The organism is Vibrio sp. 2017_1457_13 (assembly GCF_030851525.1).
GTDB classification, from domain to species: domain Bacteria; phylum Pseudomonadota; class Gammaproteobacteria; order Enterobacterales; family Vibrionaceae; genus Vibrio; species Vibrio metschnikovii.
Genome location: NZ_VHTA01000001.1, coordinates 119857 through 135423 on the forward strand (window position 1 = coordinate 119857; position 15567 = coordinate 135423).

Below are 15567 nucleotides of genomic sequence, written 5' to 3' on the forward strand. Positions count from 1 at the left end.
ATTGACGGCGAAAGATACTGCTAATCGGGTTGTAAGCAGTGCTTATGCCCGACTTATCTAAAGATTGTTTCCCCTTGTCGATTAAAAAGGCTACTGGCTAAGTAAGTGGTGGTTTATTAGTCACTAGGGTATAGCCGCAAACGCGCAGCGGTACAGCGTTATAGTGGAGTAATTGCCTAATAATTGATGTGGGTTAAGGATATCATTGGTTAGCTTTACATTTTATTGGCAAATTACTTCGATGATTGCTAATGTGCGAAATTCTTTATTAGGTCTAGGTTATATTGCTTGGTTTTTGCGCTAAGCCACCTGATTCAGGCCGTTCTGAAGGCTTAATAAAGAGTCATGGATGCAAAATAAAAACTTGGAGTTTATGCATGTACAAAAATAAAATCACACAAGCCTTGTTACTTGGCGCAGGTTTAACTGTCGCTACGGCCTCTTTCTCTGCGCTCGCTGCTGATGTTCCAGCAGGAACTAAACTTGCTCCTGTTCAAGAGCTTATCCGTGGTAATGGTACTGAAGTTGCTTCTCTCGATCCGCACAAAACAGAAGGTGTACCAGAATCGCACGTAATTCGCGATTTGCTCGAAGGTTTAGTTAACCAAGATGCTGATGGTAATACCATTCCTGGTGTTGCCGAGCGTTGGGAAACCTCAGATAACCAAACTTATACCTTCTATTTACGTAAAGATGCAAAATGGTCTAATGGCGATCCAGTGACTGCGCAAGATTTCGTTTACAGCTGGCAGCGTGCGGTCGACCCTGCTACAGCGTCACCTTATTCTTGGTATATGGAATACACCAAGATGAAAAATGCGAAAGAGATCATTGCCGGAGAAAAAGCCAGCACGACATTAGGTGTTAAAGCATTAGACGATCATACTTTGGTGGTTGAATTGGATACGCCACTGCCGTATTTCGTGATGATGACTGGTCATACCACAATGAAGCCTGTCCATAAAGGGACGATAGAGAAACATGGTGATGAGTGGACTCGCGCGGGTAATTATGTCAGCAATGGCGCTTATATGTTGGACCGTTGGGTAGTTAATGAGCGTTTAGAGCTGAAACGTAATCCAAATTACTGGGATGATTCAAAAACAGTGATTAATAAAGTCACGTTTTTACCGATTGAAAACCAAGTCGCAGAGATGAACCGCTTCTTATCTGGTGAGATTCACATTACCAACGAAGTGCCGATTGAGCATTTCCGCCGTTTACAACGAGACCATGCTGACTCGGTTTCGGTAGTAGGAAGTTTATGTACTTACTACTATGGTTTTAATAACCAAAAACCGCCTTTGGATGATGTGCGAGTTCGAAAAGCGCTCTCTTTCGCGATTGACCGTGATGTCATCGCCAATGCGATTATGGGCCAAGGTGAAAAACCGGCTTATTTCTTAACCCCAGAAATTACCGCTGGTTTCCAACCAGAAATGCCTGCTTATGGCAAAATGACTCAACCGCAACGTTTGGCTGAAGCGAAAAAGTTACTAGAAGAAGCGGGTTATAATCGTAGTAATCCACTGCGCTTTAATTTGCTATACAACACCTCAGAAAACCACCGTAAAGTCGCGACCGCGATTCAATCGATGTGGCGTTCAGGCCTTGGAGTGAACGTTACGCTAGAGAACCAAGAGTGGAAAACCTATCTTGATTCACGCCGTGAAGGTAACTTTGACGTGACGCGTGCTGGCTGGTGTGGTGACTACAACGAAGCTTCATCATTCCTTACCTTGATGAAGTCAAGTAACAGCTCGAATGATCCAAGATATCATAACGAAGAGTATGATGCGCTGATGGTCAAAGCCATGGCAACTACCTCAGAAAAAGAGCGTCAGGCGATTTACGCTCAGGCAGAAAAACTGCTTGCACGTGACATGCCTATTGCCCCTATCTATCAATATGTTAAATCTCGTTTGTTATCACCACAGGTCGGTGGTTTCCCGAGCAATAACGCTGAAGAAAAAATCTACACTAAAGATCTTTATCTCATAGCAAAATAATAATTGAGTGGTTAAACCACCTGTTGTTCGACTCTGCATGTACGTAACGGTGCATGCAGTGTCGTTTGTATTTTTTATTATCACAGATTGGAAAGAGTGAGTTTATGTTTAAATTCATCGTAAAAAGGATATTTGAGGCAATACCAACCATGTTGGTATTGATCACCCTGTCTTTCTTTCTCATGCGCTTTGCACCGGGAAATCCGTTTTCTAGTGAGCGTCCATTACCACCGGAAGTCATGGCCAATATCAATGCCAAATATGGCCTTGATAAGCCCGTTTCAGTGCAGTATATCACTTATCTCGGTAATATTTTGCGTGGTGATTTAGGTCCCTCGTTTAAATATAAAGATTATACCGTGAATGAGTTGGTCGCGAGTTCACTGCCCGTGTCGGCAAAAATTGGTGCTGCGGCGTTTATCTTTACCATTATTATCGGTGTCTCGATTGGTACGATTGCGGCGTTAAAGCACAATACTTGGATAGACTATACGATTATGTCGACCGCGATGCTCGGGGTCGTCATGCCTTCCTTTGTATTAGCGCCGGTATTAATTTATGTCTTTTCCATCAAATTAGGTTGGTTTCCGGCCGGTGGCTGGCTCGATGGATCCTTTAAATATATGGCGTTGCCAGTGATTGGTATGTCGTTGCTGTATGTTGCAACTTTTGCCCGTATCACCCGTGGTTCGATGATTGAGACCTTAAACAGTAATTTTATCCGTACCGCTCGTGCCAAAGGATTAAGCTATCGCTATATCGTGTTTAAGCACGCGTTAAAACCCGCTTTACTGCCGGTTGTCTCTTATATGGGACCGGCTTTCGTTGGCATTATCACTGGTTCGGTGGTCATTGAAACCATTTTTGGTTTACCCGGAATTGGTCGTTTGTTTGTTAACGCGGCATTTAACCGAGATTACTCCTTAGTGATGGGAATCACCATTTTGATTGGTTTCTTATTTATCTTATTTAACGCGATTGTCGATATTCTTCTGGCTTATATCGACCCGAAAATTCGCTACTAGTTTGAGGGCGAAAGCATGTTAAAGAAACAAGAACACTTACAAGCCATAGAGAAATTTACCGAAAACCTTGAGATTGAAGGTCGTAGTTTATGGCAAGACGCTCGTGTACGTTTTATGCGCAACAAAGCGGCAATGGCGAGCTTATGTATTTTATGCTTCATCACTTTACTGGTGGTGTTTGGGCCGATGTTGGCTAATTTTAGTTACGATGAAACCGATTGGTATGCGATGCACGCGGCCCCTTCGGCAACCCATTGGTTTGGTACTGATGCCTTAGGGCGAGATTTGTTTGTCCGGACCCTAATTGGTGGTCGAATCTCTTTGATGGTCGGGATCATGGGTGCGTTTGTTGCCGTACTGATTGGGACTTTATACGGCGCGGCTTCTGGTTTTATTGGTGGTCGTACCGACCGTGTGATGATGCGTGTTTTGGAAATTTTATACGCGATTCCTTTTATGTTTCTGGTTATCGTTCTCGTCACCTTTTTTGGCCGTAACATTGTGTTGATCTTTGTTGCGATTGGCGCGATTGCTTGGCTGGATATGGCACGGATTGTTCGTGGGCAGACCTTAAGCCTACGCAGCAAAGAGTTTATTGAAGCTGCGCATGTCTGTGGTGTCAGTCAATGGCGAATTATCACTCGTCATATTGTGCCGAACGTACTGGGTATTGTTGCGGTTTACTCTACGCTACTGATCCCGAGTATGATTTTAACCGAGTCATTTCTTTCTTTCCTTGGTTTAGGGGTTCAAGAGCCGATGACCAGTTGGGGGGCGTTGTTACAGGAAGGCGCTAACACAATGGAAGTCGCGATCTGGCAACTTATCTTCCCGGCTACTTTTATGATCGTCACTCTATTTTGTTTTAACTACGTCGGTGATGGGCTGCGTGACGCGCTCGATCCTAAAGACCGATAACCCAACTTAGCTAAGGAATAGATAATGAACTTATTAGATGTTCAAGACCTGCGAGTTGAGTTCTCGACTCGGGATGGCATGGTCACTGCGGTCAATGATTTAACCTTCTCTTTGCAACAAGGTGAGACCTTGGGCATTGTTGGTGAGTCTGGTTCGGGCAAGTCACAAACCGTGTTTGCTTTAATGGGTTTGCTGGCCAAAAACGGAAAAATCAGTGGCAGTGCTAAATTTGAAGGGCGAGAAATTTTAAACTTGCCTGAACGTGAATTGAACAAAGTTCGCGCAGAACAAATTGCAATGATTTTCCAAGATCCAATGACGTCGCTCAATCCATACATGAAAGTCAGCGATCAGTTGATGGAAGTGTTAATGCTTCATAAAGGCATGAGTAAGGCGCAAGCTTTCGAAGAGTCAGTGCGTATGCTCGATGCGGTGAAAATCCCCGAGGCACGTAATCGGATCACCATGTATCCTCATGAGTTTTCTGGTGGTATGCGTCAACGGGTGATGATTGCAATGGCACTGTTGTGCCGTCCAAAACTGCTGATTGCCGATGAGCCGACGACCGCACTGGATGTGACAGTACAAGCGCAAATCATGGATTTGCTCAATGAGCTGAAAAAAGAGTTTAATACCGCGATCATTATGATCACCCATGACTTGGGCGTCGTCGCTGGTTCATGTGACAAAGTGCTGGTTATGTACGCCGGGCGGACCATGGAATACGCTGACGTGGATGATATTTTCTATAATCCAAGTCATCCGTATTCAGAAGGGTTATTAAAAGCCATTCCTCGTTTGGATACGGAAGGGGAAATTTTACCGACCATTCCGGGTAATCCACCGAATTTATTACGTCTACCACCGGGGTGTCCGTATCAAGAACGCTGTCATCGAGTCACCGATCGTTGTAAACGTGAAGCGCCGCAGTTACTGACTTTTGCCGATAATCGTCAGCGCGCTTGTTTTTCGGATTGGGAGGGATGGAAGTAATGAACTTAGAAAAAAAATTATTGTTGGATGTGCAAGATCTGAAAGTACATTTTAGCATTCCAGCCAAATCACCATGGCCATGGGCTAAACCCTCGACACTTAAAGCGGTCGATGGCGTGAATGTGCGTTTGTACGAAGGGGAAACCTTAGGTGTGGTCGGTGAGTCAGGGTGCGGTAAATCGACCTTTGCGCGGGCAATCATTGGCCTAGTCGAAGCGACCGAAGGGCAAGTGGTCTGGTTAGGGCAAGATTTAACCCGTCTGAATGCTGTTAAGCGACGAAATACTCGTAAAGATATTCAGATGATTTTCCAAGATCCATTAGCATCACTCAACCCGCGGATGACGGTGGGCGATATTATCGCCGAGCCACTACAAACCTTTTACCCTGAGCTATCTAAACAAGAAGTGAAAGATCGCGTTAAAGAGATGATGGCCAAAGTCGGTTTACTGCCGAACGTGATTAACCGTTATCCTCATGAATTTTCAGGTGGTCAATGTCAGCGTATTGGCATTGCCCGTGCGTTGATCTTAAATCCGAAAATGATCATCTGCGATGAACCCGTCTCAGCACTCGATGTGTCGATTCAGGCTCAGGTGGTTAACTTATTGCAGCAGTTGCAAAAAGAGCTAGGCTTGTCGTTGGTGTTTATTGCTCATGATTTGTCGGTGGTTAAGCACATTTCCGATCGGGTATTGGTGATGTATTTAGGTAACGCGGTGGAGTTGGGCACGTCCGAAGCTCTATTCTCCAATCCGCTGCATCCTTATACCAAAGCCTTGATGTCGGCAGTGCCTATTCCTGATCCTAAAAAAGAGCGCAGTAAAACCATTCAGATGTTAGAAGGGGATCTGCCTTCGCCGATCCATCCACCTTCTGGTTGTGTATTCCGCACTCGTTGCCCACAAGCCACGGCAGAGTGTGCGCAAACCAAACCGCAAATCAAAGGTAATGATATTCACGCTGTGTCGTGTCTACACGTCGAAATATAGCCTAATATCTACCTCTACCACATCGCCCCGAAAGATTGATTGTCTTTCGGGGTGATATTCAAATGGTTTTATTTACTTTCCCCATCAAAAATTTTGAACATCTAGGCCAATTCCCTTCGGTTCTCTTCTTACGGCTGCACTTTATACTAGCGTATCAATACTGAGTAGCAAAATACGTAAAGAGAGGTCAAGCATGGGTAGACTAGTGGCAGGCCAATGGCAGGACGTTTGGTACGATACGAAACAGAGTGATGGGCAATTTGTGCGTGAAGACGCTGGCTTTCGCGATTGGATAGACAATACACCGAATGCTCGATTCACTCCCGATTCAGGTCGTTATCATCTGTATGTTTCTTTAGCTTGTCCATGGGCGCACCGCACGTTGATCTTTCGAGAGTTAAAACAGCTGACGGACCATATTGACGTAACAGTGGTTTGCCCTGATATGCTAAGCCATGGCTGGCAGTTTGGGATCCCCGAGCCTTTATTTGGCCATCGTTTTTTGCATCAACTCTATACTCAAGCCAAAGCGGACTATACCGGACGCGTTACTGTGCCAGTACTATGGGATAAACAAACCCAAACCATCGTCAGTAATGAATCTGCAGATATTATCCGAATGTTTAACTCGGCTTTTAACTCATTAACCGGCAATGATATCGACTATTACCCATTGGCATTACGTGAAGTCATTGATGATTGGAATGCTTTTATTTATCCCAATATTAATAATGGCGTTTATCGCTGTGGTTTTGCTACTACCCAGCAAGCATATGAAGAAGCGTATGAAGCACTCTTTGCGGCTCTAGATAAGGTAGAGCAACATTTGGCAACGCATCGTTATTTGGCTGGAAAAGTGTTAACTGAAGCGGATTGGCGGTTGTTCACGACCTTGATTCGTTTTGATGCGGTGTATGTGGGTCATTTTAAATGCAATAAGCGACGGATTGCTGATTATCCTCATCTTAATGGCTATCTTAAAGAGTTGTATCAGCATCCGGGAGTGCGTGAAACGACGGATTTTTATCATATTAAGCGGCACTATTATTTTAGTCATAGCATGATTAATCCAACGCAAGTGGTGCCAAGAGGTCCAGAACTTGATCTTGATAGTGCTCATGGTCGTGAACAGTTAAGTTAATCGACATTTGGTCGTCATGATTAAAAAAGCCCTCGAATTACATCGAGGGCTTTTTGTCTGCCATTAACCGTGAGCAATCATTATCTCAATTATTTTTGCTCTTGGTCTGCTTGAATCGCAGTTAAGGCGATGGTGTAGACGATATCGTCAACCAAAGCACCACGTGATAAGTCGTTCACCGGCTTACGCATGCCTTGCAGCATTGGACCGATAGAAACCAGATCCGCTGAACGCTGTACGGCTTTATAAGTGGTGTTACCTGTATTCAGATCAGGGAAGATAAACACGGTTGCTTTACCTGCAACTGGAGAATTCGGTGCTTTAGAAGCCGCGACATTTTCCATGATGGCAGCGTCGTACTGTAGAGGTCCGTCAATGATTAAATCAGGACGTTTCTCTTGAGCAAGACGAGTGGCTTCGCGCACTTTATCCACATCCGCGCCTTTACCTGAGGTGCCGGTTGAGTAAGAGATCATCGCGACGCGAGGCTCAATACCGAATGCAGCCGCAGAGTCTGCCGATTGAATCGCGATCTCCGCCAATTGTTCAGCAGTTGGATCTGGGTTAATCGCGCAGTCACCGTAAACCAAAACTTGATCAGGCAGCAGCATGAAAAACACCGAAGAGACGATCGAAGCGTTCGGCGCAGTTTTGATGATCTGGAATGGTGGAACAATGGTATTGGCTGTGGTGTGAACCGCACCAGAAACAAGACCATCGACTTCATTCGCTTCAAGCATCATAGTGCCGAGGAATACCGAATCTTCAAGCTTTTCACGAGCGACGACTTCGGTCATGCCTTTCGCGCCACGCAGCTCAACCAAACGAGCAACGTAATTTTCACGAACGGCTGCAGCGTCAATAATTTCAACGCCTGCACCAAGCTCAACGCCTTGCAATGCAGCAACGCGTTTGATCTCTTCTGGGTTACCAAGCAGTACGCATTTTGCAATACCACGCTCTGCACAGATCGCAGCGGCTTTAACGGTACGTGGCTCATCACCCTCTGGTAGCACGATACGTTTGTTAGCACGACGAGCAAATTCAGTCAGTTGATAACGGAACGCTGGTGGGCTTAAACGACGCGTTGCTTGAGTGCCTTCGGTCAGCGAATCAATCCATGGGCCATCAATGTGGCTAGCAACATGTTCACTGACAAACTCAACGCGCTCTTTATCATCCGCTGGAACTTCAAGGCTAAAGCTTTGTAGGTTCAATGAGGTTTGCCAAGTATTGCCTTGCGCTTTGAAAATCGGTAGGCCAGTGTCAAAAGCAGGCTTACATAGGTTAGCGATCTCTTTAGGAATATCGTAACCACCGGTCAGCAATACGGCACCAATTTCTACGCCATTCATCGCCGCTAAAGCAGCAGCAACAATAACGTCAGGACGGTCGGCTGAAGTCACTAATAATGAGCCAGGTTTAAAGTGCTCAATCATATGCGGGATAGAGCGTGCACAGAAAGTGATGCTCTTAATGCGTCGACTGTTGATATCACCTTCATTAACGATTTCGGCTTTGAGATGTTTCGCCATATCAATCGCACGAGTCGCGATAAGGTCAATGCTCCATGGCACGCAACCAAGTACGCGAATTGGGCTACTGTTGAAGATTTGCATTACTTCAAGGTTGGCCTGTTTTGCACCATCGGCATCGTCAAAAATCTCTGACAAATCGGGACGAGTACGACCCGCATCATCGACTGGCGCATTGAGTTTGTTAATAACCACACCAGAGATGTTTTTATTCTTAGTGCCGCCAAAGTTAGAGCAAGCGACTTCAATACGCTCTTTGAGCTGAGTTGGATTATCAGTACCAGGCGTGGCAACGAAGACAATTTCAGCGCCTAACGTTTTAGCAATCTCTGCGTTAACTTGGTTCGCAAAAGGATGCTTACGCGTTGGGACTAAACCTTCGATTAACGTGACTTCGGCATCAACAATAATTTGGTTATAGCGTTCAACAACCGTTTCCAGTAGTACATCCATTTTTTCGCCGCCAATCAGCGCTTCGGCGGCTGACATGGCCATTGGTTCAGCAATTTTGATATCGCTACTATGACGAATAATGGTTGATGTTAAATCTGGCTGATCGCCACCGCTACGTGGCTGTGAAATTGGTTTGTAAAAAGAAACGCTTACACCTTTACGCTCCATGGCGCGCAAAAGACCCATGCTCACACTGGTTAAACCCACACCGGCACTGATTGGGACAAGCATAATAGTACGGGACATACGTTAAGTACCTCAACACTATCGATACAATCTAAACGAGTTAGATTGAAAGGAACAAAGCCCAACGCCGTATTCCGTAAGAATAGGTCTTGAGCCCCTAAAAAAATAGGCTACATCTTGAGACGCTAGATAAACCTTGCCGATAAGTAACACTATCGGCAAGGAAGGAAGAGTCGCCTACATGGACAATTAGATGCCTGCTAAGCGCGCAGTATCTTCAGCAATCACCAGCTCTTCGTTGGTTGAGATAACCATTGCAGGGATGCGGCTGTTTGCTGTGGTGATCACACCTTCACCGCCAAAACGAGCTTTGAGGTTAGCGGCGCTATCGACTTCAATACCAAAAATTGCTAAACGATTTAGAACCATTTCGCGAATTGGACCCGAGTTTTCACCGATACCACCAGTAAAGACGATAGCGTCTAAACGGCCATCCAGGCTTGCAGTGTAACCAGCAACGTATTTCGCTAGGCGATGGCAGAATACGTCCATTGCGCGAGTGGCTTCTTCTTTTTCACCGTAGTTATCTTCAACAAAACGGCAGTCTGAGGTCACTTGAGTTAAGCCTTGTAGGCCAGACTCTTTGGTTAGCATCGTGTTGATTTGCTCAACCGAGTAACCTAATGCATCATGTAGGTGGAAAATGATCGCAGGATCGATATCACCACAACGAGTACCCATTACTAGGCCTTCAAGTGGTGTTAAACCCATTGACGTATCAACCGATTGACCGTTTTTAATTGCACAAACTGAAGCACCGTTACCTAAATGGCAGTTAATGATGTTCAATTCATTGGCTGGTTTACCTAAACGCTCAGCGGCTTCACGAGCAATAAATAGGTGAGAAGTTCCATGCATACCGTAGCGACGGATACCGTGCTCTTTATAAAGATGGTAAGGTAGTGCGTATAGGTAAGCTTCTTCAGGCATGGTTTGGTGGAATGCGGTGTCAAATACAGCAACATTTTTCAGCGCTGGAAAAGCTTTTTTAGCCGCATTGATACCAATGATGTGTGCAGGGTTATGCAGAGGTGCGAAAGTTGCAGCGTCTTCAATCCCTTTTAGTACCGAATCATCGATTAGCGCTGATTGAGTGAATTGCTCACCACCGTGTACCACTCGGTGACCAATAGCTGCAAGGTTTTCAGCTAGTTCAGGTTTTGAAGCAAGGATGGTATCAACCATAAATGCGAGCGCTTCTTCGTGAGCTGCGCCATGACCTAATTGGGCTTCATGTTTACCATCAAGTTTCCACTTGATACGCGCTTCAGGAAGGTGCAGACATTCTGCAAGACCGGAGAGATGCTCATTGCCGTTTTCTGCATCAACAACCGCAAACTTGAGCGAAGAACTACCGCAGTTTAAAACTAAAACTAGCTTGGACATGTATAACTACCTGTATAATCAGTTAGGATAAAATTTAACCACAAGAATAGCTGAACCCGTAAAAAGTGAGAACTAATCTTGATCAATAACACGGTGAATATCCGTATAATAGGGACGTGACTGAATCAGTATAATCGCCGACGCATTCCATGCTGATTTCGTCTTACGGTTGCCTAAATTGTAAATAACAGCAACAATAAGATTGAGAGTCCGCAGAGGATAGCGATAATGGCTCAGTATAACAAAAAAAATTTGAAACAATATTAGCTTTCGTCAAATTTTTACGCCATTTGTTGAATCATTAAACTATTTTTTAGTCTTAAGGTTCATCAACAGTGAAGGAGAGAGGGTATGGCCAATAGAGCAGGAATCATCCATAGTTTAAGAGATGGCCAAAAGTACATGGATACCTGGCCAATGCGTAAAGAGCTCAACTTACTGTTTCCGGAAGCACGTATCATAAAAGCGACCCGTTTTGGCATTAAAGTCATGCCAGCCATTGCGGCGATTAGCGTACTGACTCAAATGAGCTTTCATAATTTACAAGCCATGCCACAAACCATTGTGGTGGCTCTGTTTGCGATCAGTTTGCCATTACAAGGCATTTGGTGGTTAGGCAGTCGTGCGAATACCCAGTTGCCTCCTTCATTGGCAGGCTGGTATCGTGAATTGCACCAAAAAATCATTGAGACGGGTTTTGCGCTTGAGCCACTCAAAGCGAAACCTCGTTATAAAGAGTTGGCTTTAGTGCTTAACCGCGCTTTTCGTCAGTTAGATAAAGGGGCGTTAGAGCGCTGGTTTTAAATAAGATATCGACGGTCATATGACCATATAAACGAATAACACCGCGCCGCTGATTGAGCCGCGCGGTGTTTTGTTTTGGGAGCCGATTAGCGCAGTTGATCGCGATAGCGTTGAAAGTGGCTCACGATGGCGTTGACGTCAGTCAGTGTGCGTATCTCTCTAAATAGCTCTGCCGCTTCTGGATACGCTTGACGTAAATACGAAAACCACTGCTTGACGCGGTTAGGATAGTAGCGACCTTTATCTCCGCGCACTTCATAGGCAGAGTACTCGAGTAATAACTCGACAACTTGATTCCAAGGCATTGGCGCATGGTTGTATTTGACTATATTGCCTAAGTTAGGAATATTCAGCGCGCCGCGGCAAACCATTAAAGAATCAACACCAGTCGTACTAATACAAGCTTGAGCATCGGCATAATTCCAAATTTCACCGTTGGCTATCAAAGGGATGGTGCTTTTTTGGCGGATCTGATCAATATAGTCCCACTGAATTTCACTGGCTTTGTAGCCACCCGCTTTGGTTCGCGCATGCACGGTCAGCTCATCGGCCCCTGCCTGAGTCACCGCATCGACAATGTCAAAACAGTCATTAGGATCTTCCCAGCCTAAGCGAATTTTAGCGCTGACAGGGATGTGTTTCGGTACCGCGTCACGGCAGGCTTTAACCACCTGATAAATCAATTCAGGGTGTTGCAGCAGTGCCGCGCCGCCTTTGCTTTTATTGACCATTTTCGCGGGACAACCAAAATTGAGATCAACGCCATAGGCGCCCAATTCAGCGGCGCGTACGGCATTTTCTGCCATCCATTGTGGCTCTTGGCCTAAAAGCTGGACTTTGATTGGGGTACCGGATTGAGTGCGTGAAGCGTGTTTAAGCTCGGGGCAAAGACGATAGAAAACATGATCCGGTAGGAGCAAATTGACCACGCGAACAAATTCGGTGACGCAAAAATCGTAATCATTGATTTCGGTGAGCATTTGACGCATCAAGTGGTCAAGAACGCCCTCCATTGGGCCTAAAATAACGCGCATAATAAAGAGTGGTACCGCCAATAACAAAGACGCGAGATTGTAGTGGCAGATGGGCGATGAGTCATCCTCTTTTGTCGTCTTACGGATCGATTGTAGCAAGTGATACTCGGATCATGGCTGCAACTGACAACGGTTTACGTTTATACTGTGTCAATCTTAATTGACCGATACCGATAATTTATGAACTACCCATTGATAATGCTCCCTAAGCACTTCTGCTCTGTATCCCCCTTGTTTATCGAAGGCAGTATATTAGCGGCGAATTTTGCTACTCAGCCACTGGATCCTAAGCAGTGGTTAAGTGAGTTGTTTCCAGACAATGTCGATGAACTGGAACCTTTGGTTACCGCCCAGATCAATGCACAGTATCAGCAGCTTAAAGCCAATCAATTTGCGTTGTTAAGTCTTTTATCGCAACACGCAGAATCACGTGAAAAGGGGTTAACGGAGTTTGCTCAGGGGTTTATGAGTCTATGGCCGATGATCGAACCGCAATGGCAGACGAGCAGTCATTCCGATGGTTCATTACGCATGCTACAAGCGTTATTAACCACCTTAATGTTGGCGATTGATGAAGCGGGGACTCATCAGCAGATGCAAGCCGCGGGTTATCAATCATTACCCACGTTAGCGCATATGATTGAACAACTGGATTTAATGGTTCATGAGGTGGCGCTGGCCGCCGATGAAGCGATGCTTGGTGCTAAAGCCCAAACCATTAATCCTTATAAACAAGTTGGGCGTAACGACGCTTGTCCATGTTCGAGTGGTAAAAAATTCAAGCATTGCTGTGGCCAATAACCACACTTAGACGGCGTCATGTCAACCTTGTTTTCGACATGACGCGGTTTAACCACGAACTTTTTCTACCGAATGTTGACATATAAAACAAGGAAAGCCGTTATACCTTAGCATTGAAGATATTGATGCGGTTAATCATCACGGATTTATCCTTAAGTCAGGTTGTCAGGAGTAAAAATAAAATGAAAAAATGGATAGTGCTGCTGTTTTGTAGCTTTTCGGTATTGGCGAGTCCTAAAGAGACGCTGAGTCAGCGTTTAGCATTAACCGAAGGTTTTAGTGCCCAGTTTGATCAGCAAGTGCTGAGTCCAGAAGGGGAAACAGTCATGGAAGGTAAGGGCACCGTTGAAGTGGCTCGTCCGGGATTGTTTCGCTGGGAAACCTTTGAACCGGATGAAAATATCTTGGTCTCCGATGGACAAACACTGTGGTATTACAGCCCATTTATCGAACAAGTCTCAATTTATAATCAGCAACAAGCCACCGAGCAGACACCTTTTATATTACTGACTCGTAATCAAGCCAGTGATTGGAATGCGTACCAAGTCGAAGCTGAAGGCGATGTGTTTACCTTAACACCGATTACCTTTGAATCGAACCAAGGACGTTTTCAGATCGTGATTGATGCACAAGGGAAAGTGACCGGATTTACCGTCATCGAGCAAGATGGTCAGCAAAGTCGTTTTACGTTCCATGATGTCACTTTGCAAAAGCCGCCTATCAGCCGTTTTCAATTTGTCATCCCCGATGGGGTTGATGTTGATGATCAACGCTAATCACGGAATCAATGAGCGATCGTGAGTAATTACCGTTTAGATTTTTCAGGGGATGAAGATTTTCGTCCCCTTGCGGCACGTATGAGGCCACAAACCATTGAGCAATATATTGGCCAGCAGCATATTCTTGGCCAAGAGAAACCACTGCGTCGTGCGTTACAGGCGGGGCATCTTCACTCGATGATTCTTTGGGGCCCGCCGGGAACTGGAAAAACGACGCTAGCTGAAGTCGCTGCCAATTACGCGAATGCTGAAGTAGAACGTGTCTCAGCCGTCACGTCCGGCGTTAAAGAAATTCGTGCGGCTATCTATAGAGCGAGAGAAAATCAGCGCGTCGGGCGGAGGACGATTCTTTTTGTCGATGAGGTTCATCGCTTTAATAAATCACAGCAAGATGCTTTTTTACCGCATATTGAAGATGGAACGGTGACCTTTATAGGCGCGACGACCGAAAACCCGTCATTTGAATTAAACAATGCGTTGTTATCTCGCGCACGGGTGTACAAACTCACCTCATTGAGTGTCGATGAAATTTTACAAACGCTGCAACAAGCGATTGACGACAAGCAAAAAGGGCTTGGCCAACATCCAGCTGATTTTCATGATAACGTTTTGCAGCGGCTCGCCGAGTTGGTTAATGGCGATGCACGAATGTCGCTCAATTATTTAGAACTGTTGTATGACATGGCAAGTCAAGATGCGCAAGGCCGTAAACAGATCACGCTCAGTTTATTGGCTGAAGTGGCGGGAGAAAAAGTCGCTCGTTTTGATAATAAAGGCGATATTTGGTACGACTTAATCTCGGCATTACACAAGTCGATTCGTGGTTCCAATGCCGATGCCGCCTTGTATTGGATGGCGAGAATGATCAGCGCAGGGTGCGACCCATTATATATTGCGCGTCGTTTACTTGCGATTGCTTCTGAAGATGTGGGTAATGCAGACCCAAGAGCAATGCAAGTCGCTCTCTCTGCTTGGGACTGTTTTACCCGTGTCGGTCCAGCTGAAGGTGAGCGCGCGATTGCTCAAGCGGTGGTTTATTTGGCCTGTGCTCCGAAAAGTAATGCAGTTTATACCGCTTGGAAACAGGCCCTGAATGATGCTCGTAACTTACCAGAGTATGAGGTGCCAGCACATTTGCGTAATGCACCGACTCATTTAATGAAAGATCTCGGGTATGGTGCGGAATACCGTTATGCCCATGATGAGCCTGGGGCTTTTGCCGCTGGTGAGCGTTACTTACCGCCAGAAATGATAGGTAAGCGTTATTATCAGCCAACTAATCGTGGCCTAGAAACTAAGATTGCGGAAAAACTCCAGTATCTAGCCGATTTAGACGCAAAAAGCCCACAAAAGCGCTATGAAAAGTAGTGGCTTTTGGTTATCTTTGGCTGAGTAAATTCAATACGTGTGATGTTGTTCAAAAAAACAACGTCCATGTTTCTTCACAACAT

At 45.4% G+C, this 15567-nt stretch carries 13 protein-coding genes; 10 read left to right on the forward strand and 3 right to left on the reverse strand.

The genetic code is table 11. The features are described from left to right. The first annotated feature begins 377 nt into the window (after window positions 1-377). The 6 genes from FKN88_RS00535 (at window position 378) to FKN88_RS00560 (ending at window position 7078) form a co-directional block, all read left to right on the forward strand. A complete protein-coding gene (locus tag FKN88_RS00535; RefSeq protein WP_154168462.1) occupies window positions 378-2009 on the forward strand; it encodes an ABC transporter substrate-binding protein in 1632 nt (543 codons plus the stop codon). A 104-nt stretch (window positions 2010-2113) separates the two neighbouring features. After that, on the forward strand, window positions 2114-3034 hold the full coding sequence (gene oppB, locus FKN88_RS00540) for an oligopeptide ABC transporter permease OppB (protein ID WP_072669302.1): 921 nt from the start codon (window positions 2114-2116) through the stop codon (window positions 3032-3034). A gap of 15 nt (window positions 3035-3049) precedes the next feature. Further along, window positions 3050-3952 carry an oligopeptide ABC transporter permease OppC gene (gene oppC, locus FKN88_RS00545; RefSeq protein WP_004395493.1) on the forward strand — a complete coding sequence of 301 codons (903 nt, stop codon included), beginning with the start codon at window positions 3050-3052 and terminating at the stop codon, window positions 3950-3952. 24 nt (window positions 3953-3976) lie between these two features. Next, window positions 3977-4945 (forward strand): ABC transporter ATP-binding protein, encoded by a 969-nt coding sequence (locus FKN88_RS00550; RefSeq protein ID WP_161438609.1) that lies wholly within the window; start codon window positions 3977-3979, stop codon window positions 4943-4945. Then, window positions 4945-5937 (forward strand): murein tripeptide/oligopeptide ABC transporter ATP binding protein OppF, encoded by a 993-nt coding sequence (oppF, locus tag FKN88_RS00555; protein ID WP_306687058.1) that lies wholly within the window; start codon window positions 4945-4947, stop codon window positions 5935-5937. Before FKN88_RS00550 ends, oppF begins: the two co-directional genes overlap by 1 nt. A gap of 193 nt (window positions 5938-6130) precedes the next feature. Next, the gene (locus FKN88_RS00560) at window positions 6131-7078 is read left to right on the forward strand and encodes a glutathione S-transferase family protein (RefSeq protein ID WP_154168460.1); all 948 of its coding nucleotides are present in this window, start codon (window positions 6131-6133) and stop codon (window positions 7076-7078) included. 89 nt (window positions 7079-7167) lie between these two features. Here FKN88_RS00560 and pta read toward each other — a convergent pair whose 3' ends face one another. Both pta and FKN88_RS00570 read right to left on the reverse strand, forming a co-directional pair. After that, window positions 7168-9312: a phosphate acetyltransferase gene (pta, locus tag FKN88_RS00565; RefSeq protein ID WP_004395489.1), complete on the reverse strand. Its 2145-nt coding sequence runs from the start codon at window positions 9310-9312 to the stop codon at window positions 7168-7170. Between the two features lie 189 nt (window positions 9313-9501). Next, window positions 9502-10698 (reverse strand): acetate kinase, encoded by a 1197-nt coding sequence (locus tag FKN88_RS00570; RefSeq protein ID WP_004395488.1) that lies wholly within the window; start codon window positions 10696-10698, stop codon window positions 9502-9504. Window positions 10699-11049: 351 nt separating this feature from the next. Here FKN88_RS00570 and yfbV point away from each other — a divergent pair, with 351 nt between their 5' ends. After that, window positions 11050-11502: a terminus macrodomain insulation protein YfbV gene (gene yfbV, locus FKN88_RS00575; RefSeq protein ID WP_040904387.1), complete on the forward strand. Its 453-nt coding sequence runs from the start codon at window positions 11050-11052 to the stop codon at window positions 11500-11502. Window positions 11503-11588: 86 nt separating this feature from the next. Here yfbV and dusC read toward each other — a convergent pair whose 3' ends face one another. Then, the gene (gene dusC, locus FKN88_RS00580; RefSeq protein WP_040904385.1) at window positions 11589-12536 is read right to left on the reverse strand and encodes a tRNA dihydrouridine(16) synthase DusC; all 948 of its coding nucleotides are present in this window, start codon (window positions 12534-12536) and stop codon (window positions 11589-11591) included. 180 nt (window positions 12537-12716) lie between these two features. On the opposite strand from dusC, the gene FKN88_RS00585 reads away from it, so the two are divergent. The 3 genes from FKN88_RS00585 to FKN88_RS00595 all read left to right on the forward strand — a co-directional run bounded on the left by FKN88_RS00585 (window position 12717) and on the right by FKN88_RS00595 (window position 15484). Further along, a complete protein-coding gene (locus FKN88_RS00585) occupies window positions 12717-13337 on the forward strand; it encodes an SEC-C metal-binding domain-containing protein (protein WP_154168459.1) in 621 nt (206 codons plus the stop codon). A 182-nt stretch (window positions 13338-13519) separates the two neighbouring features. Next, window positions 13520-14113: an outer membrane lipoprotein chaperone LolA gene (gene lolA / locus FKN88_RS00590; protein WP_004395484.1), complete on the forward strand. Its 594-nt coding sequence runs from the start codon at window positions 13520-13522 to the stop codon at window positions 14111-14113. Window positions 14114-14134: 21 nt separating this feature from the next. Continuing rightward, entirely contained in the window at window positions 14135-15484 is a 1350-nt protein-coding gene (locus tag FKN88_RS00595) for a replication-associated recombination protein A (RefSeq protein WP_306687059.1), read from the forward strand. The last annotated feature ends 83 nt before the right edge of the window (window positions 15485-15567 follow it).